This window comes from Mesorhizobium sp. M6A.T.Cr.TU.014.01.1.1 (genome assembly GCF_004022765.1).
Taxonomy (GTDB): domain Bacteria; phylum Pseudomonadota; class Alphaproteobacteria; order Rhizobiales; family Rhizobiaceae; genus Mesorhizobium; species Mesorhizobium mediterraneum.
The window spans coordinates 197,344-214,831 of record NZ_RZPG01000008.1; the positions used below are offsets into that span (position 1 = coordinate 197,344).

Genomic DNA, 17,488 nt, shown 5'->3' on the forward strand with positions numbered 1-17,488 from the left:
GTCATGGCCGAACAGCAAAAGACCGCAGCCGTCACCGCCGAGGCGGAAGCCATCGACCTCGGAGAATTCAGCGGGCTCCTCGAGAAGGATTTCAAGGTCAAGAAGGACGACAGCGAGAAGCTGCAGCAACTCGTCCGCAATCTCGCGCTGGCGGCGCAGTCCCGTTCCGACACCACGACCATCTCGTCCAACGCGATCAAGTCGATCAAGTCGCTGATCGCAGGTATCGACAAGATGCTGACGACGCAGGTCAACGAGATCCTGCACGCGCCGGAAGTGCGCGAAATGGAAGGTACGTGGCGCGGCCTCTGGTATCTCGTCAACAACACCGAAACGGATCAGAAGCTGAAGATCCGGGTGATGAACATTTCCAAGGAGCAGCTCGCCGACACGCTTGAAGACTATGAAGGCCAGATGTGGGATCAAAGCCCGATCTTCAAGAAGGTCTATACGGACGAGTATTCGATGCTGGGCGGCGAGCCGATCGGCTGCCTGGTCGGCGCCTACGAATTCTCGAACCATCCGCGCGACGTCGGCCTGCTGCGCAATATGTCGGGTGTCTGCGCCTCCGCGCATACGCCGTTCATTGCCGCCGCTTCGCCGCGCCTGTTCCGCATGGACAGCTGGCAGGAACTGCCGAACCCGCAGGACCTGCAGATGATCGTATCGAACCCGGCCTATGCCTCGTGGCAATCGCTGCGCGAGAGCGAGGACGCGCGCTATATCGGCCTCACCATGCCGCGCGTGCTGGCCCGGCTGCCCTACGGCACCGACACCGTTCCGGTGAAGGGCTTCACCTTCGAGGAGGAGGTGGAGGGCGATCACAACAAATATGTCTGGATGAATGCCGCCTTCCCGATGGGCGTCAACATCAACCGCAGCCATAAGCTCTACGGCTGGGGCACGCAGATCCGCGGCGTCGAGAACGGCGGCACGGTGCTCAACCTGCCGGTGCACAGCTTCCCGACCGATGACGGATCGATCGCGATGAAATGCCCGACGGAGGTCGCCATCGACGACCGGCGCGAGGCGGAGCTCGCCAAGCTCGGCCTGATGCCCATCCTGCACCGGAAAAATACGGATCTCGCGGCGTTCATCGGCGCGCATTCGTTGCAGGACGACGAGACACGTGCCGGGCGGCTGGTCGATCCAGACGCACAGTCAAACGAGCGGCTAAGCGCCAACCTGCCCTATCTGTTCCCGGTTTCGCGCTTTGCGCATTACCTCAAGGCCATTGCGCGCGACAAGATAGGGTCGTTCAAGGAGCGGTCGGACATGCAGATCTGGTTGACCGAGTGGATCAACCGATACGTGCTGGCCAACCCGGCCTTTGCCGACGACAAGGCGCGCGCCAAGCGCCCGCTCGCTGCCGCTGAGGTCCAGGTGGACAGCGTGGAGGGGCGGCCGGGCTACTACAATGCTCGCTTCTATCTGCGCCCGCATTACCAACTGGAGGGCATCAACGCGTCGCTCCGGCTGGTGTCGGAACTACCGTCCGTAAAGTCTTAATTTGCAGCAACATCATCTGTTTTGTTTGAAAGCGCTGGAGAAAGACAATGCCAACATCAGTGAAAATCGACGGCTTTCTAAAGGTTCCGGACATCAAAGGGCCAAGCGTTCGAGACGGCCACGAAGATGAAATCGAAGTCCATGGGGTCGATTACAAGATTGTCGCGCCATACGATCCGAATTCGCTCTCACGCCGCGGTCGTGTGTCCCTCGGCATGATCAAGTTCACCAAGCACTATGACAAGTCGTCGCCCTATCTGAAGAAGGCGCTATTCGACAACAAGGCGCTGGACGAAGTTGTGTTCTCCGCACGCCGGACCATCGATGGGGAAACCAGCGACTACCTAGTCGTTACCCTGACTGACGCCTCGATCATGGAGTACGACATGACGCAGGCCGAGGACGAGGAAGACCTGATCCAGGAGGAGGTCAGCTTCGCCTACAAGAAGATCAAGTTCGTCTATGACAAGGATGACGAAATCGAAATGGATGTCTATGTCGGCAAGTGAGGCTCGGCGGCCCGGCGCGGACAAGCTGCAGGTTACCGGCAGTTCGCGAGCGAAACGCGAAGCGGTCCAGCCCTCTCTTTGGGACCGCCTCGTCAATGACCTGCCGGGCGTGGCCTCGGAAATAGACGGGCTGCGCCAGGTCTTGCTCGACGAGCTTGGCGCGGACCGGCTGGACATCCTCATCGCAAGTACCACGCGGATCATCGACGCCGACGCCGAGCTCACATCCGATCAGAAGCGGCGTCTGCACCGCCTGATCTTTCAAACCCAACACCGCGCGGAGATCGAAAGCCGCGGCGTGGTCGTATCGGCCCGCGTCCTCAGGGAGGCCGTGCGACGTGACATCGAAGCTCTCTTCAATACCGAGCGCTTCGAAGCCGTTCCGCTTCTTTCAGATCTTGAAAACGAACAGTCCGCGGACAATCCGCCGTCGCTTGCCGATTTTCCGGAAGTGCGTCGAAGTGTGGTCAATTACGGCGTGCCCTCCTTCTCGGGCCGTTCGTCCCGCGACTTTGATCGCGAAACCCTGGCGCGCGAGATCCGTTCCATCCTTGCCACGTTCGAGCCACGTCTCAAGGAAAGCGCAACAAAGGTAACGGTGACCCTTGGTGACAAAAGTGTGGGCCTGAAGATCGAGATAGACGCTGTGCTGATCATGACGCCGACGCCGGAACGCATGCGCCTGCGCACCACAATCAATCTCGATAACGGCTTGGCCCGGACCGAATTTAGGGAAAGCTGAGATGGATCGCGTCTTCGTAGAATATTACGAGGGGGAACTGTCCCATATTCGCGGACTCGCGGCAGAATTTGCCGACATGCATCCGGCGGTGGCGCGCAATCTCTCGCTCGATACGGTCCCCTGCCCGGATCCGTATGTGGAGCGGCTGCTTGACGGCGTCGCCTTTCTCGCTGCGCGCACCCGGTTGAAAGTCGATGCCGAGCGCTCGAGGTTTTCACGCAGCGTCCTGGATGTCCTTTATCCCGATCTGGTTACGCCGGCGCCGGCAACGGCGATGGCAGTGCTGAAACCCGGACAGCAGGTCCAGTCGATGGTTGCCGGCCATGTCGTCAGGCGGAACACGCGGCTGGTGTCCGGTCTGCAACCCGGCCTGTCGACGCGCTGCACCTTCACCACAGCGCAGGAAATGACGCTGTGGCCGATAACCATCAAGTCGGTTAGTTATTTCCAGGATCGCAGCGGGTTGGCAGCGGCCGGCATAACACCGATCGGCGGCGTAGGCGGCGAGGCGGCGCTGCGTATCACGCTTGGTCGGGCCGGAAAAGGCAAGCTCGACGAACTGGCGCTTGACCGGCTCGATTTCTATTTTGCTGGGCGCACCAAAGCGCCATTGCTGTTTGACGCAATTTTCGGCGTCTGCTCGGCCGTTGGTGCACGAGCCGAAGGCAAGGCCAACCCCCTATCGCCGTTGCCGGCACCCGAAATGGTCGGCATCAGCGACGACGAGGCGTTGATGCCTCGTACCCGGCCGACATTCGAAGGGTACCGTCTGCTGCGTGAATATTTCATGATGCCCGAGCGCTTTCACTACGTGCGGGTTTCAGGACTGCAACCGGTCGTGCGCAGATGCGACGCCGGGATCGAAATCATCTTCATGTTCCGGCGTCCAGCACCCGAACTTGCCGATGTGACGCCGGCGGATTTCGAACTTTTTGCGACGCCGATCATCAACCTCTTCGAGCGTGACTGCAACGTCATCGAGCTTGATCCCCGCAGAACGCGGCAAGTGCTGCATGCCGACCGCACGCGGGCGCGGGACTTCGAAATCTATCGGGTGACCCGCGTCGAGGACGCCGATTCCGAGGGCACCGACGCCGAAATTCCGGAGCTCTTCAGCCTGGGGCAAAATCGCAACAATGGCTGGGTCTTTTCCACCGAACGGCGCCCTCGCCGGGCCACCGAAGATGAACGGCGCGACGGGTTGACCCGCACCTCATACACTGGAGACGACGTTTTTCTATCGATTTCACGGCCGGTCGGAAGCCCGGCGAACCGACCGCTGAAGCGTGTCGACATCATGGCGCTTTGCACCAACCGCGATCTGCCGATCCTCGACGACAACCCTACCTTGACGCTGGAGACAGGCGATCCGGTCGAAACGGTCCGGCTTCTCGGTGCGCTGCGTCCGCCCCAGCCGGCTATCCCGGCCGCCCTGCCCGCGGGCGCCGAAGGCGAATCCCGAGCCGACAATCTCGCCTGGCGGCTCGTGGCGCAGCTGGCGCTCAACTTTCTCAGCCTTGCCAAGGAAGGTCGTGGTGTCGATCCGCTGCATGCGCTGCTCGATCTTTATGCCGACCGGGGAGATCCGAGCCTCGCACGCAATGTGCACTCGATCGTTCGTATAGACTCGCGGTCCGTCATCGAACGGCTGCAGATCGATGGGCCGATGTGCTTCGGAAGGGGCACGGAAGTGACATTGCATGTGGACCAGTCGGTCCTGGCAGGGCAAAGCACATTGCTGCTTTCAGCCTTGCTCGCGCGGCTGTTTGCCCGCCACGCAGGAATAAACGGCTTTGTGCGGACCCGCACGCGGCTGCTGCAGAAGCAGGAGGATGTGCCATGGCCGATGACGCCCGGCAATCGCCACCTGATCTAGGCGAACTCGACCTGAACCGGGTCGAGGGGCTGTCTGATACGTTCGACTTTTTCGAGCTTTTGCGCCGGCTCGAACGCAGGGGTGGGCTGTTCGGCTATTCCGGCCACGCGGATCGCGAGCCGGCAAGGCTCGGGCAGCACGTGCGTCTGAGCTTTTCCGCCAAGGACGTGGTTGAATTCCGCGAAGCGAAGGACAAGACGCCGGCCCGGGTCACGATCGCGAATCTCGGGCTGATGGGACCGGAAGGCCCCATGCCGCTTCATTTGACACGCTGGGTACTCGATCGTCTGTCGCAGCGCTGGTTCACCGGCGCTGACGCACGGCAGACCAGCGACACGACGTTCGTGGACTTCGTCAATATTCTCCAGCACCGCATGATCGCCCTGTACTATCGGGCCTGGGCGGATGCGCATCCGGCGGTACAGGTCGAACGTGCGGTCGGCGGCCGGGTAAGGGCCATGCTTGAAGCCATGGCGGGAATCGGACTGCCCGGCACCCACAATCCCGATCTCGACGCCGTGAAGCTTCGCCAGGCAGCATCGCTCGCCGGCCAGGTCGACGGCCCGGAGCGGCTGACGCTGTTCCTGGCGGAAGCGTTCAAGGTGCCGGTGCAGATCAAGGAGTTCGTTGCCACCTGGATGACCATCCCAGCATCGCTCCAGACCCGCCTTGCACAAGCTTATGCAGTGCTGGGTCGCGGGGCGACGATCGGCCCGCGCGTTTTCAGCCGCCAAAGCAGGATCGAACTCCGCGTCGGCCCGCTCGGGTATGAGGAGTTCAAAACGTTCCTGCCGGGCGGTCAACGTCTGAAAATGTTCAAACAGGCCGTTCGCGACATGGTTGGGGAATCGCTCGACGTCGATCTGCGGATCGTGCTCGCGCGTGAAGCCGTGCCGCAGCCCCGCATCGGAGCGGTACAGCTCGGCCGAACCACCTGGCTTGTGCGGCCTGCTGAAAGGGGCGATGCTGACGATATGCGGCTGCGGACAATTGTCGGATGGCGGCCGGAAATGGCGGGGGTCGCGGCATGAGTCTGCTGCTGACTCTGGAGCAAGGACCACGGACCCAGGCGGTACGGCAGACCCGACTGGACGAGGGTGAGCTGGTGATCGGCCGCAGCGCGGACGCAGGCTGGCAGATCGACGATCCCGACATGTTCGTTTCACGCGCCCATTGCAAGATCACCGGCGGGCGGGATGGATATTTCGTCACCGACACATCAAGCAGCGGGTTGTTCATAAACGACTCTGACAGTCCGCTCGGCGCTGGCACGTCGGTCCGTCTTCAAAACGGCATGCGGCTGAGACTGGGCGATTACATCGTATGCGTCGATCTGCAGACGCCGGTCGCTCAAGCACCAGCAACCAGCCAATCGGTCCCGGAACGGTCGCCGCCAGCATCACGAGCGCCGGTAAGCATCGGCCGCGATGATTTCTTTTCAGCCACGGTCGAAGAAGAGCCGCGACGACCGCGTCCCGCCGATCTGCCGAACCCGTTCGAGCAGCCGATTCCAGGAGCGTTTGAGCGCGCCAACCAGCGCAGTTCGCAGGCCTTCGACGACCCGTTCAGCCTCGACCCGGTATCAACGCCCGCGCCGAATGGCGCCGTCTATTCTGAACCAAGTGGTGCGCCAGGCCCCGCAGACCCATTCAGCCTCGATTCGGTGCCGTCCGGCGCAACCGAGGCCGCTTCAAAAAGGTCATCCGAATTTGATGACGATTTCGGTTTCGGGCCGGCCGCGTCGCCCGATTTGAGAAACGGCGCCAGCTCGACCGGTCAACGCAAACATCTCGCCGGAAGACCGCAATCGGCCGATCCCTGGGATTTGCCTGGCCAGGCGGCAGATATCCCTTCTCCGCCACGTGCTGGCGTTGCTCCCAAACCCGCCCCCTCCCTGGCAGCGGCACAACAGGCGAATACGGCCCTTCGCACCGCGTTCTTGCGCGGCATGGGCATTGAGGAAGCCGATTTTCCCGGACGCGACAGCGTCGCGGAAATGGAGAAGTTCGGTCGCGAGTATCGGCTCATGATGGAAGGCCTGATGCAGCTGCTGCGCAAGCGGGCCGAGGAAAAGGGAAACGCTCGCGTCGCCCAGACGGTGGTGGGAGCCTCTGAAGTCAATCCGCTCAAGTTTCTGCCGACGGTCGACGACGCCATCGTGACCATCATAGCGGAGCGCAGCCCCGGATTTCTGGCCGGCGAAGCGGCAATCGCGGATGCGGTCCGCGATCTCGCGCAACATCACGTGCGCGCCTGGCGAGGCGTGCAGTCGGCCTTGCGGCGGATGATTGACCGTTTTGACCCGGCAGCGATCGAGGAAGAGTTGAAATCAAGTTCAGCGATCGGCACCCTGCTTTCTGGCGGGCGCAGCGCCAAGCTGTGGGAGCTATACCAGAAACGCCATCGTGAAATCGCCCAGAGTGCGGAATCGAGCTTCCTCGGCGAAATCGGCGCTGATTTTCGGGATGCATATGAGGAGGAGTGAAAAATGATCGATCGACGCGAATTTATCGTTGCCCTGGGCGCAACCGGGCTGCTTGCGGCTTGTCAGAGCGGTCCGCCAAAACCATCCGCGGTCACCGTCAACCTGACCGGCGCGGCCGGCATGAACCCGGGACCAGGTGGCGGCGACCGGCCCGTGACGGTCCTCGTGATGCGGCTGCGCAGCACCGGTAAATTCAACTCGGCCGATTATTTCGCGCTGCAGGGGGATGCCGGCTCCGCACTCGCAGGCGATCTCATTGGATCCGACCAGATCTCCGTCGGGCCGGGAAAGACCGCATCCAAAACCATCACCGTAGAGCCGGACGCGGCTGCGCTGGGCTTCGTTGCCCTCGTTCGCGAGCCCGGCGGCCGGAGCTGGCGCACAACCAAGTCGGTGTCGCCGGGATCAACAGTTACCGTCAACGTCACGCTTGGCAGTGGCGGCATTTCCGCCTAGCGGCCAAGGAAGGGGTGCTCAATGCAGGAAGTAGCGGCATGAGCGATGCAAACAGGGTGCTGTGGTCTGAAGGCCTGTTTCTTCGGACCCAGCATTTTCAGCAGCAGGATCGCTTTTTCGAAGCGACCGTGCGCGGCGCGTTGCAGGCCGGGCAGCTCCATACGTTCGGCTTTCAACAGCTGACACTGGACCAGGCAATGCTCGATGCCGGCCAGGTCTCCATCCTGTCGGCCAAGGGTATCTTTCCGGATGGTACCCCCTTCTCCATCCCAGACATGATGGACGCGCCACGACCGCTGCCGGTCACCGCCGACACTGGCGCCGGACCGGTGCTGGTCGCGCTGCCGCTCGAGCCTGCTGGCGGTGTCGGCTTCGATCCGGCACACGCCGCATCCACTGGAGCACGCTATCATGGGCGCATCGTTTCGGTCCGCGACGCCGTCCAAGGCGGTTCAGATCCTGAAGAAATCGAAATCGCCCGTCCGCAGGCGCTGCTGCTTGCACCGGGAAAATCGGTCGGTGGCTACACCGCCCTGCCCATAGCCGACATCAAAGGGGTTCGAGCCGACGGTGGCGTCTCCCTGGATGAGACGTTCCTGCCGCCGACACTGGTTACCGGAGCGGTGGCCTGGTACCGGCAGTTGCTTTTGGAAGTTGTCACCGGCCTCGACCAAATCGCCGAGGCGCATGGCAAAATGGTCATGGGCGGGCCAGGGCGCAGCGTCGAAGACCTGTTGATGCTCAATCTCGCCAATGCGGCGCGTCCGCGATTGGCGCACATGCTGGCGCAGGATGTTTTCCATCCGGCCGAGCTTTACCTGGAGCTTGCCGGTCTTGCCGGTTCGATGGCGACCTATGGCTCGAGCGCGCGACGGCTGAGCGAGTTGCCCGCCTACGATCACATGGCGCCCGGCCCCGCATATTCGGCGCTGGCCGACGCCTTGCGCTCGCTCATCCTGAGCCTGCGTTACATCGAGCCTAAATCACGCGCACTGCCCGTTATGCGGCATTCGACCAACGTCTGGAAAATCCGTATCGACAACCCGAAGCTGCTGGTGGCCAGCCGGATCGTCATCCGGGTCGGCTCCGAACTGTCGGAAGATGCCTTGCGAAAGATTTTCGTCAACCAGGCGACTGTCGGTTCGGCCGATCAGTTCGAGGGCCTATGGAAATCACGTCTACCTGGCATTCCACTGAAACCGCTTCATTCCCAGCCTCGCGAAATCCCCTACGATGGCGATCGGCTGTGCCTTGAGCTGGATCAGAAAAGCGAGCACTGGGCCTCGCTGCTCGATGCCCCCGGCTTCGTTATTGGCGTGTCGGGTGTGCTGCCGAGCGAGCCGCAGGTGGACTGCTATTCGGTAAACAGGTGAGATCATGAGCCGGGATGATCCTTTCGGACTGTCGGAGGATCGCGAACGCACTCGCATACGGCTGACCGGCGCGCCGATGCCGCGACCGATGACGCCACTCCTGTCGGGCGCGCCAATGAAACGGTCGCGTACGCATCCGAACACCCTTGTCAACGCATTCGCGCCCTTGCTCGAGTTCGCGCCGGAGCTTGAAAGCGCGCTGCCCCCGGAAAACCCGGAGGCGATGCGCACCCGGTTGCTCGAAGAGCTGGTTCGGGCACGCGACGCGGCAATGTCGGCGGGATCCTCGCTGGAGCGCGCCGACCAGGCAGCCTGGGTGGTGGCGGCGTTGCTCGATGATCTGGCCTTGAACACGCCATGGGGCGGTGCCAGCGCATGGCCGCGCCAGCCGCTTGTGGTGATGCTTCGAGGCGATGTCGATGCCGGCACGCAGTTCTTCACGCGTCTCGACGAACTGGAGCGCCACCCGAACCGGGATCGTGAACTGCTGGAATTGCAATATCATTGCCTGGCGCTCGGCTTCCGCGGCAAATATCGTGTGCCCGGCCGGTCGGGCGACCGCTCGCTCAATGCCGTTCGCGTTGCTGCGGCGCGCTTCCTGCGCGATGCCGACGCCGACGGCGCGCCACTGTCGCCGAACTGGAAAGGCGTGATCGCATCCGACGAGCCGCAGCGCTTCATCGTTCCGATCTGGGTGATGGCGCTCGGTGCGGCGGTTGTCGCCACGGCAATCTATCTCGGGCTGTCGATGGGACTGAGCAGTCAGGCAGTCGAGCTTTCCACGCTCGTTCGTGCTCTGCCGCCACCCACGCGCGGCGATATCAGCCGCACATCGCCTCAGGTCGAAGCGCCGCCGCCGGAGGCCGTGGATTTCGCGCTGGTGCCGGAGTTTCAGGCCGGAGCGCCGGCGAATCTCAGGGCCGCGCTAAGCGGCACCGAGAGCGTTTCGCTGGCCAGGCTGATCATTCAGGCCTCCAACCCCGAACTGTTCCAGTCGTCGCGGCCGAAACTGACGGAAGGCTTCGAGCCGCTGATTGGTTCGATCGCCAAAGTGATCTTGGCCAATCAAGAACTGATCGGAAACATCACCGTGGTCGGCCATACCGACAGTATTCCTTTGCAACGGTCCAATCCGCTTTCCACCAACCAGCGGCTGTCGGAAGCGCGCGCAGCAACCATTACCGAGATGCTGGTCCAGAACGGTGTGCCGCAGGACCGCATTCGCTTCGAAGGACGTGCAGCTACCGATCCAGTGGCCGACGACAGCACGCGCGCGGGACGGGCCTTGAACCGCCGCGTCGAGGTGCTGGTCGAAAAGAGGCTATGAGATGTTCATCCTGCGCTTCCTCTGGGCGGTTCTGACATCGCGCTGGCTGTGGACGCTGATCGGCATCACGCTGCTTTCCCTGGTTATCTGGGTGTTCGGCCCGATCGTGAAGGTTGGTGCTTACGAACCCTTCGCCTCGGAAAATGTGCGCATCGTCATCATTGCGCTGCTGGTCATCTTCTGGCTGATCTGGCTGATCGTCGCGCAGCGCCGGGCGATTCGAGCCAACCGCATGTTCGTCGCCGAAATCGCTGCGCCAGCGGTTGAAAAACCGCTGAGCCCCGGCGAAGAGAACGTCGCCGCAGTCGGTGCGAAGTTCGCCGAGGTGATGGCCGAATTGAAGCGTCGCAGGCTGGGCGGACGCAAGTTCCTGCGCGAGATGCCTTGGTACGTGATCGTTGGGCCACCGGCCACCGGCAAGACCACGGCTTTGCGCCAGTCCGGTCTGAACTTTCCGATCGATCTCACCGACGACCTGCAGGGGGTTGGCGGCACGCGCAACTGCGACTGGTTTTTCTCTGAGAACGCCGTTCTGATCGACACGGCGGGCCGCTACGTGCAGCAGGAGAGCCAGCCCGACGTCGATGCGGCTGAATGGCTGGGCTTCCTCGACCTCTTGAAAAAGCACCGCGGCCGCCGGGCGCTCAACGGCGTGATCGTCGCGCTGTCGATCGACGCGCTTTCAGAGGGCGACGAAGCCATCAAGGCTCATGGCCGCAAGATCCGTCGTCGTCTGGCCGAGCTCAACGACCGGCTCGAAATCCGCCTTCCAGTCTATCTGATGCTGACCAAGGCCGATCTGATCAAGGGTTTCGAGGCTTTCTTCGGGGGGTTATCGACGGCCTCGCGCGAACAGGTGTGGGGGACAACCTTTGCTTTGGATGCGCGTGTGGATGCAAAGACCATAGAGCGGGAAATCGCCATCCTTGCCACGGAACTCGAGCGGCGGCTGGTGCCGCGCCTGGAGGACGAGGACAAACTTGCCGTCCGCGCCGAGATCTTCAGGTTTCCCGCTCAGCTCACAAGCCTTTCCGAGCCGATCCAGGTGCTGATCGAGGCAATGTTCGGTGAAAGCCGATACGAAGAAGCCGCCTGGCTGCGCGGTTTGTATCTGACGTCAGCGACCCAGGAAGGGGCGCCCATCGACCGGCTGACCGCGGCGCTGTCTTCATCCTTCGGTCTTCCGCCGCGGCGGGCCATGCCGGCGCCGCGCATTGAAAAACGGAGCTTTTTCCTGAAGAACCTGCTGACCGAGGTCATTTTCAGGGAAGCCGGCCTGGGGACGTTCGATCCGCTGGCGCAGCGCCGCCGCGCCTGGATCTGGCGTGGCGCCGCGGCCGCCTGTGCCGCCGCCGCCCTGCTGGCCGGTGCGATGTTCACCTGGTCCTACTATGACAACCGCAATGCGATCGCAGCGCAGGCGGGCCAGTTCGAAGCGCTGCAGGCGCCGCTGACCGCGGCAGCCGCGAGCCCGGCATCGGTGGAGCAGCCCGCCATCGACAGCGCGCTCAATGCGATGGCCGAGGTCGCAAATGCCCGTACCGCACCGCCGAGCAGCGCCCAGGACCTGCTGGGGCCATCGGCGTCGGCGGAGCTGCTGCGGGCGCAGGCCGACACTTACGAGCACGCTTTGCGCAACGTCCTCGAGCCGCACATGGTCGCTCTGCTAGAGGCGACCATGTGGCGGCAGATCCGCGATCCGGATTTCATGCTGGGGGCGCTGAAGACCTATCGCATGATGACGGGCCTGTCGCAGATGGACGCCGATTACGTCCAGAGCTGGTGGGTCAACGACTTGCCGGAATTTGCACCTGCGGCGCCGTTTCCGACAGCCGACGCGGAAGAGCACCAGCTTGCCGCGATCCGTCGCATGGCGGTCGACGACAGCTACATCGCGCCGGATCAGGCGCTGGTTGCCGAGGCGCTGAAAACGGTTTGCACGATTTCGCTGCCGGCGCGTGCCTACAGACAGTTGCTGGCCGATCCGGCGGTGGCCGGCCTCAAGGAATGGATCCCGGCGAATTTCGCCGGCCCCAACGGCGCCAAGGTTTTTGCACGGCGTTCCGACAAGACGCTGCGCGTCGGCATTTCGGGCGCGTTCACCTATTCCGGCTTCCACGATGCCATTCTCGACCGGATCGAGGATGTCGCCGCCCAGGCCGCACTCGATCGGGCGGTCTTCGCCGGAGGCTGTTCGGAAAATTCCGAAACCTCGGTCTCGGCACTGTCGGAGGATATTCTGAAACTCTATTACGAAGACTACATCGCGCAATGGGACAGCATCCTGCGCGATATCAGGCTCGCGCCATTGGCCGACCTGAATGTCGCCAGCGAGAACCTCAAGGACCTTTCGAGTGCTGACTCCGCGCTGAAGCGGCTGCTTACGGCGGTCGTCCAGGAGACCGAGCTTACCCGATCCGATGAAGCAGCGCCGGCCGACAACAAGGCGGCAGCCAAGGGCGGCTCGAAACTGCTCAGCAAGCTGGGGAAGCTTGGAAAGATCGTGAAGACAGGGGCAAAACTGCTGCCACGCGCGGGTTCCGCCGACGAGGTGGATCTTACCGGCAATCTCGTGGCCGAACATTTCAAGCCGCTCAAGGGGGCGATTGCCGAGGTCGACGGCCAGCCGCCGGCACTCGACGCCGCGGTGGTGGCGCTGACCGCACTTTCGAACGTGCTGCAGACGGTCACGGCCAATCCCGACCCGCAGGACGCCATCAAGAAGCAGGGTGGGCTGGCCGAACTGACGGGAGCGGTCGCCAGGCAAGCGCAGATCCTGCCCGATCCGATCGACGACTGGCTCGGCGGCATCGCCGGCGACACCAGCGGCCTGACACAGAAGGCGGTCACCTCGGAGCTTAACGCCATTTGGCGCGCCGACATCCTGCCATTCTGCCAAGCAGCGCTGAACGACCGCTATCCGTTCAGCCCCGAAAGCGCCGTGGACGTCAATGTCCGCGATTTCGCTCGCCTGTTCGGGCCGGCCGGGATGATCGACGCCTTCATCAACGACCATTTGATCAGCTATGTCGATACCGCCAGCCAGCCATGGAAATGGCGCGCCGACTTCGGCCTGGACCCAGCGGCTCTGGCGGCATTCGAACAGGCCAGGCGGATCCGCGACGATCTCTTTCCAGGCGGTACGGGCCCGGTGATGAGCTTCACGCTCGAACCGAAGGATCTGTCTCCCAACGTCACGCGGGTGACGCTCAATCTCGATGGCCAGAACCTCGTCTACTACAACAACGCGACGCGACCGCAGCCAATGACCTGGCCCGGCAAGGACGGCACCGGGGTCATCTCGCTCGCCTTCCAGCCGATCGACGGCTCGCCCGAGATCCTGCTCAATGAGACCGGCAGCTGGGCGTGGCTGAGGCTGCTGCGCAGCGGCCGCTTCACCGGTACCTCGCTGTCCGACGTCTACAGCCTGCGACTGGGTACGCAAGGCATGTACGCCGATTTCGAGCTCAAGGCGGCAAGCGTCGAAAATCCCTACAATTTGCAGATGTTCAAGAAATTCTCATGTCCGCCGCAGATATGATCCTGCCAGGCTTTTACGGCAAGATGCCCGCCACCGGCGATTTCGTCACGCGGCGGCTGCCGGGGGACTTTGTGCGCAGCTGGGACCGCTGGCTGGCGCAGCACATCGTCCCGCTGATGGGCTTGGAAAATTGGCCGAATACCACCGCGCTACGCTTCCTGGCCGGCCCGGCTTCCTTTGGCGCATCGGCAGGCATTATTCTGCAGAGCGCCGACAGGGTCGGCAGGCAATTCCCTTTGAGCATCGTTGCGCAGCTTCCTGACGCTTCCGTTCGACTGGCTCGGGCCGATGCGTGGTTTTTCGGGATCGAAGAAGCGGCCATCGCCGCCCAGCATGGCGAGCTGACGCCTGACGAACTGGATACCGCTTTGGCCGCACTGCCGGTGCCGCCGGTCGAGTCGGGTGAAGAGGTCATCAGCGATATGGTGATGTGGACCGCGCACTCCGACATTTTCGATGTTGATCCGCAAGCTCCGCAAGCGACGCTGGAGCAAATCCTCGCCGCCAGCTGGGAGACCAGCTGATGCAGATCTGGAACCAGATGGGCTATCCGCACCAATTCACCATGGGCACGGACAAGGCCGGCCATGAGTGGATCGTCGTGGTGGTAAAAGGCACATTCGACTTTCCTACGACACCCGGCGGACCGGTGCGCAAATCTGCCGAGCAGGTGCCACTCGTCTTTGCCGACACCCAGACGGGCGAGCCCGGCTATTCGGCCACGCTGTGGGAAACCGATTTCGCCTTCCGCAAGCCGCGCTGCGACGTTGTCGCCAATGGCTGTGCTTACGCACCAAACGGCAGACCGGCCGAGCGCGTGCCGGTCGGTATCAAAGTAGGCAATTGGTCGAAACTCTTCGAGGTCGTCGGCCACCGCGAATGGCGCTCAGTCGGCCCGGTCTTTACCGCCACGTCGCCGCAGCCCTTCCTGAAACTGCCCATCTCCTACGACGTCGCTTGGGGCGGCGTCGACAGACTGGACCCGGAGGACCAGCTTCCCGCCAGCTATAGATACAACCCGGTCGGAACCGGCTGGTCGCGGACCAAAAACCAGCGCCTCATTCCCGGCCTGCGGCTACCGAATACGCAAGCTGTCGGCGAAGAAATCCGCTCGCCCTTCAGCGACTACAAGCCGATGAGCTTTGGTCCGATGGGCCGTGGCTGGCCGGGACGCATCGAATATGGCGGCACTTACGACCAGAACTGGATCGACAATATTTTTCCGTTCCTGCCGCCAGACTTCGACGAGCGCTATTTTCAGATGGCGCCGCCGGACCAGCAGATCGACAATCCAAGGGGCGGAGAGGACGTGCAGTTGATCAACCTGACGCCGGCTGGAAAGGAAAGCTTCCGCCTGCCCAACACGGCGCTGCCGCTGACGCTGTTCAAAGGGCGCGAAAAAGCGTTTGAGGGCGAGCCTCTGCCAGATACGGTGTTGTTTGATCCGGAGAAGCGGCGGTTTTCGTTGGTCTGGCGGGTGCAGCAGCGCCTCCAGCGCACGATCCTCGATTTTTCGGAATGCTGGATCGGTCCGCCAACACGCGGCATGCAACTCGCCTTTGCCAAGCGCAAACGTTACATCCGCAAGTTCAACACTCCGCTTCGCTATGAAGAGGGCGAAGCTGCATGAACGCTGACCTCGACATCGTCTCGGCGGGCATGGTAACGGCAGTCGGCCTCGACACGCCCTCGAGTTGCGCCGCGATGCGCGCCCGTCTTGACGGTTTCCAGGAGACGCGTTTTCTTGGCGCCGCCGGCGAGTGGCTGATCGGTGCGCCCGTTCCGCTGCCGCGCAACTGGATGGGCGCAAAGCGCCTTGCCCATATGGCCGCCGCAGCCATTGTCGAAGCGTTCGAAGGGATGCCCGAGGCCCGGGGCCGCACGGCCCTCGTTCTTTGCCTGGCTGAGGAGGATCGCCCCGGGCGTCTGGCGCCTGACAGCCGACACCTGCTTGCTCAGATCGAGCAAATCACAGAAATCGCCGGTCCTACTGCCTCCCGCGTCGTCGCCTATGGCCGCCCATCAGGCCACGTTGCATTAGACGCGGCCCGTCGCCTGCTCGCCTCCAATGCGGCTCCTTTTGTGATAATTGTCGGGGTGGACAGCTATCTGACCTCCCAAACTATCAACCATTATCTCGCCCGGCAGCGGTTGCTCACACCCCGGAACTCGAACGGATTCATTCCGGGAGAGGCCGCTGCTGCGATTCTCTGCGCGCGCAGGGGCGGCACCATGCACCTCACAGGGCTCGGTCTGGCACGGGAGAAAGCTCATATTTACAACGAGATGGATATTCCTTTCCGAGGGGAAGCGATGGCAACGGCCTACAAGGAAGCATTTGCCGGTTCAGGGCGCCTCCATTCAGATATCACTCTCAAGATTGGAGATCTCATCGGCGAAGCGTATTGGTTCCAGCAGTCCGCCCTCGCCATGCTGCGCACTCAGCGCGAGCACTCGGAGGTGCGGCCAATATGGGCGTTGGGCGCGAGCTTGGGGAATATCGGGGCGGCCGCTGTACCGGTCATGCTGGGCTGGGCGCTGTCGGCGATACAACGTGGCTACGCGCCATCTGGACCGATCCTGATCGAAGCCTCGGGCGATGACGGCGCATGCGGCGCGGCCGTGGTGGAGGCAAGATGACTGTCTTCGCGAACGGGCGAGAAATCTCGGCAGAGGCGCAAGGATGCAAGGTCATTGCAGACTTTCCCGACACATGTTTCACCCCGCCCGAGAATCCGGCAACCCCGCCAGGCGTACCCGTCCCGTACCCTGATTTCGGCTTCGACTCCGACCTGACGTCAGGTAGCGGAACCGTGAAGATCGGCAACAAGCCTATCAGCCAAGAAAATAGCAGCTACTATAAGAAATGTAGTGGCGATGAGGCTGGGGCGGCGGCAAAAAAAGGGCTGATCACTTCAACAAATACGGGCAAGGTTTACGCTCACGGCTGGTCGTCGGACGTCAAGGTCGAGAGCAAGGGCGTCGTTCGACTCGGCGACATGGCCACCAGCAATCACGGAACCGATCCCGGCGATACGCCTCCAATGGTGATCGTCGGAAAGCCGGCATTCGGAATTCCTGGCGATGCAGACTGCATGGTCGGCAGCTTCGAGGACATCCACGACAAATGTAACCAAAAAAAGGACCCTACTGATCCATTGGCTAAGCCGGGGACAAATGGTGTAGCGTACCAAGCTCACCATATCGTCCCAGACCGCTGTTTTCGCGTCAATAGTGAGGATCGAATGGGGAACCCACCGTTTCCCAGCCGGGACCAAGGCATTTGCATCTGCATCCCTCGCGTGAACCACTCGGCCGCTCGACCGCCGACCGGCGAGGACGTTACTGTGCACCATCACCTGGACAATGCTTTGACCGAACTCGGCGAGCAAGTCGCAACAAGAGCCAACCCACGCGGCGTCGAGAAGGTAGATAAAATAAGAAACCAATGTTTGGATGCTCTTGCTGAGCTGGTCGATGATCCTGTGTCCGCCGACTGCTTCGAAGTGGCATCTGAAAAGGTGACCGAGCAAACAGAGGCAATCAAGGACAAGTATGCTCGTGCGGAGAAGAGTTCCAGCAATATGAGTTCCGCCGCCAAGGGCGTGCTGAACAGGCAGCATTTGCCCGCGTGAGATCGATGCCAAGGGAGTATTGAACAACCAATGAA

Annotated in this window: 14 protein-coding genes; all 14 read left to right on the forward strand. The window is 62.3% G+C overall.

Annotated elements, in window-relative coordinates:
- Window positions 1-3 precede the first annotated feature (3 nt).
- Genes tssC through EN885_RS11735 form a run of 14 tightly spaced genes read left to right on the forward strand, consistent with a single transcriptional unit; the run spans window position 4 to window position 17,453 of the window.
- On the forward strand, window positions 4-1,509 hold the full coding sequence (gene tssC / locus EN885_RS11670) for a type VI secretion system contractile sheath large subunit (protein WP_095486432.1): 1,506 nt from the start codon (window positions 4-6) through the stop codon (window positions 1,507-1,509).
- 47 nt (window positions 1,510-1,556) lie between these two features.
- On the forward strand, window positions 1,557-2,018 hold the full coding sequence (locus EN885_RS11675; RefSeq protein WP_095486431.1) for an Hcp family type VI secretion system effector: 462 nt from the start codon (window positions 1,557-1,559) through the stop codon (window positions 2,016-2,018).
- Window positions 2,005-2,760 carry a type VI secretion system baseplate subunit TssE gene (gene tssE, locus EN885_RS11680; protein ID WP_095486430.1) on the forward strand — a complete coding sequence of 252 codons (756 nt, stop codon included), beginning with the start codon at window positions 2,005-2,007 and terminating at the stop codon, window positions 2,758-2,760. Before EN885_RS11675 ends, tssE begins: the two co-directional genes overlap by 14 nt.
- 1 nt (window position 2,761) lies before the next feature.
- A complete protein-coding gene (tssF, locus tag EN885_RS11685; protein ID WP_128242033.1) occupies window positions 2,762-4,636 on the forward strand; it encodes a type VI secretion system baseplate subunit TssF in 1,875 nt (624 codons plus the stop codon).
- Window positions 4,600-5,667, forward strand: coding sequence for a type VI secretion system baseplate subunit TssG (gene tssG, locus EN885_RS11690; protein ID WP_095486428.1), 1,068 nt, complete (start codon window positions 4,600-4,602; stop codon window positions 5,665-5,667). Before tssF ends, tssG begins: the two co-directional genes overlap by 37 nt.
- Complete coding sequence (tagH, locus tag EN885_RS11695; RefSeq protein ID WP_127288977.1) at window positions 5,664-7,121, forward strand: type VI secretion system-associated FHA domain protein TagH; 1,458 nt, start codon at window positions 5,664-5,666, stop codon at window positions 7,119-7,121. The genes tssG and tagH overlap by 4 nt, the downstream gene beginning before the upstream one ends.
- A 3-nt stretch (window positions 7,122-7,124) precedes the next feature.
- A complete protein-coding gene (tssJ, locus tag EN885_RS11700) occupies window positions 7,125-7,577 on the forward strand; it encodes a type VI secretion system lipoprotein TssJ (protein WP_127288975.1) in 453 nt (150 codons plus the stop codon).
- A 38-nt stretch (window positions 7,578-7,615) separates the two neighbouring features.
- Window positions 7,616-8,950, forward strand: coding sequence for a type VI secretion system baseplate subunit TssK (tssK, locus tag EN885_RS11705; RefSeq protein ID WP_127288973.1), 1,335 nt, complete (start codon window positions 7,616-7,618; stop codon window positions 8,948-8,950).
- A 4-nt stretch (window positions 8,951-8,954) separates the two neighbouring features.
- On the forward strand, window positions 8,955-10,277 hold the full coding sequence (icmH, locus tag EN885_RS11710; protein WP_128242034.1) for a type IVB secretion system protein IcmH/DotU: 1,323 nt from the start codon (window positions 8,955-8,957) through the stop codon (window positions 10,275-10,277).
- A gap of 1 nt (window position 10,278) precedes the next feature.
- The gene (gene tssM / locus EN885_RS11715; protein ID WP_128242035.1) at window positions 10,279-13,818 is read left to right on the forward strand and encodes a type VI secretion system membrane subunit TssM; all 3,540 of its coding nucleotides are present in this window, start codon (window positions 10,279-10,281) and stop codon (window positions 13,816-13,818) included.
- Window positions 13,815-14,342: a type VI secretion system-associated protein TagF gene (tagF, locus tag EN885_RS11720; protein WP_128242036.1), complete on the forward strand. Its 528-nt coding sequence runs from the start codon at window positions 13,815-13,817 to the stop codon at window positions 14,340-14,342. The genes tssM and tagF overlap by 4 nt, the downstream gene beginning before the upstream one ends.
- Window positions 14,342-15,448 carry a DUF2169 domain-containing protein gene (locus EN885_RS11725; protein ID WP_128242037.1) on the forward strand — a complete coding sequence of 369 codons (1,107 nt, stop codon included), beginning with the start codon at window positions 14,342-14,344 and terminating at the stop codon, window positions 15,446-15,448. The genes tagF and EN885_RS11725 overlap by 1 nt, the downstream gene beginning before the upstream one ends.
- Window positions 15,445-16,458: a beta-ketoacyl synthase N-terminal-like domain-containing protein gene (locus EN885_RS11730; protein ID WP_128242038.1), complete on the forward strand. Its 1,014-nt coding sequence runs from the start codon at window positions 15,445-15,447 to the stop codon at window positions 16,456-16,458. Before EN885_RS11725 ends, EN885_RS11730 begins: the two co-directional genes overlap by 4 nt.
- Complete coding sequence (locus EN885_RS11735) at window positions 16,455-17,453, forward strand: DUF4150 domain-containing protein (RefSeq protein ID WP_077382191.1); 999 nt, start codon at window positions 16,455-16,457, stop codon at window positions 17,451-17,453. The genes EN885_RS11730 and EN885_RS11735 overlap by 4 nt, the downstream gene beginning before the upstream one ends.
- Window positions 17,454-17,488: the final 35 nt, after the last annotated feature.

What these genes read in the sequence shown, in the direction of transcription:
- tssC (WP_095486432.1), top strand. Translation starts at nt 4, where the DNA reads ATGGCCGAACAGCAAAAGACCGCAGCCGTCACCGCCGAGGCGGAAGCC.
- EN885_RS11675 (WP_095486431.1), top strand. Translation starts at nt 1,557, where the DNA reads ATGCCAACATCAGTGAAAATCGACGGCTTTCTAAAGGTTCCGGACATC.
- tssE (WP_095486430.1), top strand. Translation starts at nt 2,005, where the DNA reads ATGTCGGCAAGTGAGGCTCGGCGGCCCGGCGCGGACAAGCTGCAGGTT.
- tssF (WP_128242033.1), top strand. Translation starts at nt 2,762, where the DNA reads ATGGATCGCGTCTTCGTAGAATATTACGAGGGGGAACTGTCCCATATT.
- tssG (WP_095486428.1), top strand. Translation starts at nt 4,600, where the DNA reads ATGGCCGATGACGCCCGGCAATCGCCACCTGATCTAGGCGAACTCGAC.
- tagH (WP_127288977.1), top strand. Translation starts at nt 5,664, where the DNA reads ATGAGTCTGCTGCTGACTCTGGAGCAAGGACCACGGACCCAGGCGGTA.
- tssJ (WP_127288975.1), top strand. Translation starts at nt 7,125, where the DNA reads ATGATCGATCGACGCGAATTTATCGTTGCCCTGGGCGCAACCGGGCTG.
- tssK (WP_127288973.1), top strand. Translation starts at nt 7,616, where the DNA reads ATGAGCGATGCAAACAGGGTGCTGTGGTCTGAAGGCCTGTTTCTTCGG.
- icmH (WP_128242034.1), top strand. Translation starts at nt 8,955, where the DNA reads ATGAGCCGGGATGATCCTTTCGGACTGTCGGAGGATCGCGAACGCACT.
- tssM (WP_128242035.1), top strand. Translation starts at nt 10,279, where the DNA reads ATGTTCATCCTGCGCTTCCTCTGGGCGGTTCTGACATCGCGCTGGCTG.
- tagF (WP_128242036.1), top strand. Translation starts at nt 13,815, where the DNA reads ATGATCCTGCCAGGCTTTTACGGCAAGATGCCCGCCACCGGCGATTTC.
- EN885_RS11725 (WP_128242037.1), top strand. Translation starts at nt 14,342, where the DNA reads ATGCAGATCTGGAACCAGATGGGCTATCCGCACCAATTCACCATGGGC.
- EN885_RS11730 (WP_128242038.1), top strand. Translation starts at nt 15,445, where the DNA reads ATGAACGCTGACCTCGACATCGTCTCGGCGGGCATGGTAACGGCAGTC.
- EN885_RS11735 (WP_077382191.1), top strand. Translation starts at nt 16,455, where the DNA reads ATGACTGTCTTCGCGAACGGGCGAGAAATCTCGGCAGAGGCGCAAGGA.